The 5,625-nt window shown below is 44.7% G+C and carries 3 protein-coding genes and 3 pseudogenes; 1 reads left to right on the top strand and 5 read right to left on the bottom strand.

Annotated elements, in window-relative coordinates; genetic code table 11:
- On the top strand, positions 1 to 849 hold an 849-nt coding region (locus tag F6K57_RS35400; protein ID WP_293072678.1), incomplete at its 5' end, for a glycosyltransferase.
- 254 nt (positions 850 to 1,103) lie between these two features.
- Here the strand turns inward: F6K57_RS35400 and F6K57_RS35405 are convergent.
- The 5 genes and pseudogenes from F6K57_RS35405 to F6K57_RS35425 all read right to left on the bottom strand — a co-directional run.
- A pseudogene (locus tag F6K57_RS35405) lies at positions 1,104 to 1,283 on the bottom strand (IS4 family transposase); the annotation flags it as partial.
- Positions 1,244 to 1,438, bottom strand: coding sequence for a hypothetical protein (locus F6K57_RS35410; protein WP_293072682.1), 195 nt, complete (start codon positions 1,436 to 1,438; stop codon positions 1,244 to 1,246). The gene F6K57_RS35410 and the pseudogene F6K57_RS35405, both read right to left, overlap by 40 nt.
- A gap of 687 nt (positions 1,439 to 2,125) precedes the next feature.
- On the bottom strand, positions 2,126 to 3,529 hold the full coding sequence (gene gntT, locus F6K57_RS35415) for a guanitoxin biosynthesis MATE family efflux transporter GntT (RefSeq protein WP_293072680.1): 1,404 nt from the start codon (positions 3,527 to 3,529) through the stop codon (positions 2,126 to 2,128).
- A 492-nt stretch (positions 3,530 to 4,021) separates the two neighbouring features.
- Positions 4,022 to 5,036 (bottom strand): annotated as a pseudogene (locus F6K57_RS35420) (IS630 family transposase).
- A 182-nt stretch (positions 5,037 to 5,218) separates the two neighbouring features.
- Positions 5,219 to 5,625, bottom strand: a pseudogene (locus F6K57_RS35425) (acetate kinase); the annotation flags it as partial.

Here is a 5,625-nt window from a genome sequence, read left to right on the forward strand (position 1 = left end):
TTGAGATCCAATGTTGCTCGTAACATAGCTCTACCGTTTGTTAAGGATGCGGATTACATTGTTTTTATTGACAATGATGTGATTGTAGAGCCTGGTTGGTTAAAAGGTTTGGTTGAGTGTGCTGAACAAGAGCAAGCTGGTATCGTTGCTCCCCTAATTTTACAAGGGCAACCAGGGTCTCCTGATATTGAGGTACATGTTGCTGGGATTAAAACCAAGTTTCACCAAAGAAAGCATGGTAAAAAGTGGTTTGAGCAAAAGCAGTTGCTCTACGCTACTAAATTACGGGATGTTGAGCAGGATTTACGTCGCACCCCAGTAGATTCTATTGAGTTTCATTGTATCCTAGCTCGTCATTCTCTGATCAAGTCTATTGAACTGGATGAAGTCTTTGATAGCTTGGCGAGTCATACGGATTTATGTATGCAGGCAACGGATTTAGGGGAGACAATTTTCTTGGAACCAAACTCTAGAATCACTTTCCTCAATCCTCGACAGATCACTCGGTTTGACCAGGATGATGTGCCATTTTATGTATTTAAATGGAATGAACAATCTGTACGAGATGTGTTCTCTCGTCAAGTCAAAAAGTGGAATTTGGCTAAAGATGATCCTTCAATGTGGTCGATTTGGAAGTGGGTGATTGAGAATCGTCAACTCCCAGCTAAGTGGTCAACTCAAGAGGGGAGTTTCGAGAGAAAGTTATTGGAGTTCTGTCGGCGTCGCTGGTGTCCAAGTTGGCTGCGCACACTGTTAGAATCCTATGTGATTAAGCGCGCATTTCCTGAGACTGGGATTGCTGACAATTTAGTGGAAAATGTCAAGAATCAACCTTCATTGAGTGTTTAGGGAGTAGGGAGTAGAGATCCCCCCTAGCCCCCCTTAATAAGGGGGGAACCTTAACAAGGGGGGATATTATTATTTTAAAACCCTCTTTACTTTTGCCTACCATATTATATCCACCGCTCTTATAGTCTCGGAACATCTCTTCAATATCAAAGCGTTGTCTTGATGCAAAGCGCGAGTGGGGGAAACCACGGCAGTGCGGTCATGGGGGTTCCCCCCATGACCGCACTGCCTCCCCAAGACCGCGCTGCATCGCTTTTATCCCAAACTATACTAATCATGATAAAATTTATGCGACTCCAATTTGTGCGATCTATCACTACATAAATTAATTGTTCAGTTGTAAAGTATGTTGATAACCAGATTTTTACAATTGGAAACCAAATTTTTTCAATCGTTAGATTAGGCAATCATAAAAATCGTTGTATTCTTGTCTTGATGCAAAGCGCGAGTGGGGGGAACCACGGCAGTTGCTCATGGTTTGTTCGCGTTCGCCTTTGGCGTGGCCTACGGCCAAGCGTCGCCAAAGGCGATAGTTACCGTAAGATAGTGGAGCCTTGTCTTGATGCAAAGCGCGAGTGGGGGAAACCACGCCAGTTGCTCATGGGGGAGACCACGGCAGTCGCTCATGGTTTGAAGTTACCGTAAGACAGTTGAGCCTTAATCAATAAGTTTGAACCCTTTTCTGCATAGCCTACCAACCATAAAGGCTCAACTGTCTAAGGTTTCGTCTCCGGGGAAACCCCCAAGACCGCGCTGCCTCCCCAAGACCGCACTGGCTCCCCAAGACCGCGCTGCATCGCTATTAACAAATATTTAACCCTTTTCTGCATAACCTGCTAACTATTTTGGCTCCACAATAAACAGGTTTCGTCTCCGGGGGAACCCCCAAGACCGCACTGCCTCCCCAAGACCGCGCTGCATCGCTTTTCTACGACTTTCAAATTTTATGGGAATTGATAAAATATTTGCTAATTTTTCTAAATTTACGTTTTTAATTGTCTGTACGAGACTAAGCAGAATTAAAAGGAATAAGTATTCTGACTTACTAAGTTGAGTTTTTAGGTGCGACCCGTGGCGAATTTAATTCGCCTAGCGATGCAGCGCGGTCTTGGGGGTTCCCCCCATGAGCGACTGCATCAAGACAAGGAAAGCGCACCTTAAGTGGTTTTGGTAGAATGCAGGTAACATTTTCAATTGGTAGGTCTTGTTGCAAATAATCGACCTATCTTTTTTTGACCACAAAATGGTGAACACTTTACATTTAAAGCGTTTCAGGCTATTTCGTCACCCCTTCAGCCTCATTTCCCCTAAGACTGCTGGGTATCTGTATTCCCAATATAATCATTCGTACAACCATGAATAAAAATAGTGCTAACCAGATCGTTTGATTGTTGTGAAATTTCCAAGCAGCAGTAGCTGCGGGGATAAATCCAATAACAATCGCACTTACCATACTATTGCGGATGACCACTCCATCGATTAAGCCTAGAAAATATCCTTGTAGCATTAAAGTGAGAGACCAGGCTCCTAAAGTTGGTAGTAGCCATAGGAGATAGTGATGTATTTCCTCAATTACTTCCCCATGATTGGTTAGCAACCCAAACAGAGGATCTGGCAAGACAATCAGTATCGAAGCAAACCCCAGCCCTATGCTCAAGCTTATACTTCCAGACATTTGCATTAATGGAACGAGCTGCTTTTTGATACCAGCACCCCAAAGATTTCCCGCTAAACTTTCAGTTGCAAAAGAGACCCCATGAAGGAAGGCGGTAGCGAGGTACACCATCTCGACGATTAGAGTATTCGCTGCTAGTACTAGAATTCCCAAAGTACTACTGATATTAGTAAATAATGAAAGAGTTGCAGCCCAGGCTAACCGAGCTACAAACAGGTCTCCATTAAGTTTTGTTGCGCTTTTGAGTTCATCAATATTAAAAATGGAGCTAGTAACGGTAGGAATTTTAGCCCACCAGCCCTCTAAAAAGATCAAGACTAATCCCAGTAGTAGCATCAGATATTGGCTGGCTGCTGTAGCTGCTCCAGCCCCAAAACTCTGCCACCCCCAGTAAACAATTAAAAGGTAATCCAAAAAAATATTGCTACCATTGGCAACCGCAGATAATATTAATAGCTTTCCCCCTTGCTCCCGACCCGCAAACCAGCCGATCATAACGAAGTTAATGAGTACTGCTGGAGCTCCCCAAATGCGGGCATTATAGTAATCCAGACCAGCAGCTTTAACAGATGGAGTGGCACTGAGTAAAGCAAATCCCCCTTCTCGCAACGGATGCTGCAATAATAGGATTAATAGTCCCATTACCAGAGCTATCAAACTATTCCTTAACAGAGTTAGCAGAACTGCATCTTGGTCAGAGCGTCCTACGGCTTGGGCAGTTGGACCTGTCGTTCCCAATCTTAATAATTTGAAAGTGCGATAGAGGATGTTGAACAGGACAGTAGCCAGAGCAACCCCTGCTAGGTAGCGAATGTCTGCCAAGTGTCCTAGAAAAGCCGCATCAACTAAACCAGATAGGGGAACCATCACATTAGAGAGAATGTTGACCAGAGCAAGTGTCAGGAAGCGAGAACGAAGTTCATCTGGTGGTAGTACTTGGCTATTTACTTTCAGTGGAGACTTTGATTGAAGCGGATTGTCCACGGAGTTAGGCTGTTTATTCATCTAACTGAGATCTTGCACGCTTGTTTAAAACCTATCGTTTAAGTAAGGGAACAGGGAACGGGGAACAGGCAACAGTGATAATAATTGACTCTTTAGGCATCGAAATTGATTGGCGACTTTCAGTTATTAAGTTTTTTTGTACTGGTGCAAGATCTGATTCTAACAAAAAAGGGTTCTGTCGCAAAAAGCTCACAAAGACGTAATTACTCTGTGCTTATCTAATTATTTCCTCCGTTTTTTGAACCCACATTCCGCACCGGTTACTAGTCTAGTAGCTGGATTGTACGGTGTATTTTCTGTAGAAAACCTTAAGTTTTAATAATCTCTGCCTAGGGCGTGTCATCAAATAGGAATCAATCTAGTTTAGAATCGATAAATGTAGAGAGTTGAGTCAATCAGGATCCGTGCTATCATGACACTTCGCTATGCCTTGCGGGATGACCAGTGGGAACGAATCAAAGACTTATATCAAATCCGGTTAAATAGTTATCGTTAAGCCTTGGCTGCCTGCCACCAATGAAAATGGGTCAGACCACGAATGAAGTCGCACTGCTTGAGTAAAACACAACAGCGAGCGCAAATGATCTGCTCCAACTCTTCAATCTTCTCAAAGCTGCGGTTGACAATTGGTTCATCTAGGAATTGCCATAGTCTTTCGGCTGGCTGCAACTGTTGGGGAGTAAGAAGGCAGAAATTCCACATGTAATCCTTCTGGCCATTTCACATGGCTTAGCTTTGTGCCACCCCGCTTGGTCTATAGTCAACAAAACCTGTTTGTGTTGCCCATTACCAAAATGTTGAGCAAAGTCTGCTAACACTTGATTGAACAGGTAGATGTTAACTTTTGGCATTAGCCACCAGTAGGTTTGACCAGTAGCCGGATGGACTTGCCCCATAGACCCAAACCCATTGAAACCGCCATTGCACGGTCGCACTTTGCATGTCCCACCATGGAACCCATAGCCGTCTTACCATAGGCAACAGACCCAGACGATGCTCATCCATTGCCCAAAGTTGAATCTCGGCATCAGGGTGCAAAAGAGCGCAATTGTTCTACTCGTTCTGCTATTTTTTTTTTCCAGTTCTCTTGCTCCCAGGGGTCCGAGTCCACATGAGCTTCGGCGAGGTATCCGTAGTCGGTACTCCATCTGCTTAAGATATTCCCATCGGAGTTGCGGAGCCACTGGACGCTAAGCGCACCCGACTCATCCAATCAGCGTTCCAAGCGTCCATTCCACAATCCACTTTCATTTACTGGGGTCTTACGGGCTTGTAAAAGTTGAGCTTGTTGGACTTCATCAAGCATTGGTTCCGCACCTGAGTTGTGATGGCGTTGGTCTCCAACTCCAGCAACTCCAAAATTGTTGTAGCGGTTAGCAATGACCCGAATCCACCGCAAGGAGTAGCCAGTCACCTCCGCTACTTCAAGGGTCGTTTTACCTTTGGCCATTAACCACAGTATTTGGTAATGGCGCAAGCCCCACCGGGTCTTTTTCACGCGCGTTATCGCTGTTCCTTTGCGTCACAACTGTTGGTGGGGCTTCAGGGTCAACCTTTTGGGCATAAAACTTACCATGCTCTGTCTTAACAGTAAGTATACACCCGGATTTGATATTATCCGATGGTGGGCAGTGCCTAGTAACCCGATGGCAAGGTTTGGAATCTGTGTGATGCACTGCCCACCCTACATCAACTCTCCTGTTCTCTTCCAACACTCCCCACACTCCCCACACTTTCCTCCCTATTCCCTTTGCTATAATTCCAACATTCAGAAGCGATCGCCCAATCTTCTTCTGTATGAACCACCAAGACCTGGACGGCTGAATCCGATCTAGCAATATTTTGGTCTAGGGGAGATGAAGAATTTTTCTGTTGATCGAGTTTCAATCCCAAAAACTCAAACCCTTGGCAAACTCTTTGACGTACTACCTCTGAATTTTCTCCAACGCCTGCGGTAAATACCAGCACATCTAAGCTGCCAAGGGAGGGTAACATTGCGCCAATCATGGCTTGTAATCGATGAATATAAATGTCTAATGCTAGTTTGGCTCGTTGGTTGCCATCTGCTATGGCTTTCTGAATATTCCGCAGATCAA

Origin of the sequence: Moorena sp. SIO4A5 (genome assembly GCF_010672005.1) — a bacterium.
Taxonomy (GTDB): Bacteria; Cyanobacteriota; Cyanobacteriia; order Cyanobacteriales; family Coleofasciculaceae; genus Moorena.